2 protein-coding genes are annotated in these 1,575 nt (G+C 68.8%); both read left to right on the plus strand.

From position 1 onward, the window contains the following. Window positions 1-80 precede the first annotated feature (80 nt). Window positions 81-512, plus strand: coding sequence for a hypothetical protein (locus ACIBTV_RS31400; RefSeq protein WP_396710812.1), 432 nt, complete (start codon window positions 81-83; stop codon window positions 510-512). Then, window positions 509-1,534, plus strand: a complete 1,026-nt coding sequence (locus ACIBTV_RS31405; protein WP_396710814.1) for an IS3 family transposase — start codon at window positions 509-511, stop codon at window positions 1,532-1,534. The genes ACIBTV_RS31400 and ACIBTV_RS31405 overlap by 4 nt, the downstream gene beginning before the upstream one ends. The last annotated feature ends 41 nt before the right edge of the window (window positions 1,535-1,575 follow it).

The following is a 1,575-nucleotide window of genomic DNA, read 5'->3' on the forward strand; positions in this document are numbered from 1 at the left end:
CCCCCCTGTCACGCTGATGTGAGACAGCCCGTCTACCAGGGGATACTCTTCCTGGACGGCCCTGAGGAGAGCACATCAGCATGACGTCGAAGCCCCACGAGAACCTGGATCCGGACGCCCGGCCCCAGCGGCGGACATTCACCGCAGAGTTCAAGGCGCGGATCCTGGACGAGTACGACGCTGCCCCGGATGCGGCGGCTCGCGGGGCGATCCTGCGCCGGGAACGGCTGTACGGCTCACACATTCTGGACTGGCGCAAGGCCCGAGACGCGGGAGCCGCGGCTGGCCTGACGGACCGCCGTCAAGCGGCCGCTCGGGCGGCGAAGAAGGCCGAGAACGCCGAACTTGCTCGCCTGCAGCGTGAGAACGCCCGGCTCCAGGCCAAGCTGGCCAAGACGGAGACCGCGTTGCAGATCATGGGAAAAGCGCACGCGCTCTTGGAACTGCTCTCCGAGAGCGCGGATTCCGCGCCGATGCCGAACCCGTCCTCGCCGAGGCGCGGCAGGCGCTGACCCCGGCCTGGGGTGTGGCCGCGGCGTGCCGGCTGACCGGCCTGTCGCGGGCGACGCTGTATCGGCGCCGCAACCCGCCCGCCGAGCCGAGGCCGCGCACGCCGCGTAAACCGCCGCCGTCAGCGCTGTCCGAGGCCGAACGTGCGCAGGTGCTGCAGCTACTGAACCGGCCCGAGTACGCCGATCTGGCGCCCGCGCAGGTGTGGGCCCGTGAGCTCGACGAGGGCCGCTGGTGGTGCTCGGAGTCCACGATGTATCGGATCTTGCGGGCCGCCGGGCAGACCGGCGAACGCCGGGCCCAGGCCACGCATCCGGCCCGCACCAAGCCCGAGCTCGTGGCCGACGCGCCCAACCAGGTCTGGAGCTGGGACATCACCCGGCTCCGCGGCCCGGTCAAAGGCGTGTGGTTCCAGCTCTACACGGTGATCGACATCTGGTCCCGGTACGTCGTCGGCCATCTGGTCGCCGCTTACGAGGACGGCCAGCTCGCCGAAGCGCTGATCGCCGACGCCGCCGCTCGTGAACGCGTCGACCCCGACCAGCTGACCGTGCACGCCGACCGCGGCGCCGCGATGACCAGCAAGACCGTCACGCAACTGCTGACCGATCTGAAGATCGGGCGCAGTCACAGCCGGCCCAAGACGTCCAACGACAACCCGTACATCGAGGCCAGTTTCAAGACCTTGAAGTACGACCCGACGTTCCCGGACCGGTTCGGATCGATCCAGCACGCCCGGCAGCACTGCGAAGCGTTCTACACCTACTACAACCACGAGCACAGGCATTCCGGGATCGGCCTGCACACCCCCGCCTCGGTCCATCACGGCACCGCCGGGCAGATCCGTCAACAGCGACAACGCACCCTCGACGCCGCCTGGGCCGCGCACCCCGAACGGTTCGGCCGCCGTCGTCCGCGCCCGCCCCGCCTCCCAGACCGGGCATGGATCAACAAACCCGACGACAACGACCTCGAACAGATCGCCGCCGCCGCGGCCACCGGCCTTCCAACAGCACAAAGCTAAACAAAATCAAGAAACTGTCTCAGTTGACTTGACAGGTTCCG

It is taken from the genome of Micromonospora sp. NPDC049366, assembly GCF_044466625.1.
GTDB lineage: Bacteria > Actinomycetota > Actinomycetes > Mycobacteriales > Micromonosporaceae > Micromonospora.

Coding starts and splice junctions, on each gene's coding strand:
- ACIBTV_RS31400 (WP_396710812.1), top strand. CDS start 81: ATGACGTCGAAGCCCCACGAGAACCTGGATCCGGACGCCCGGCCCCAG.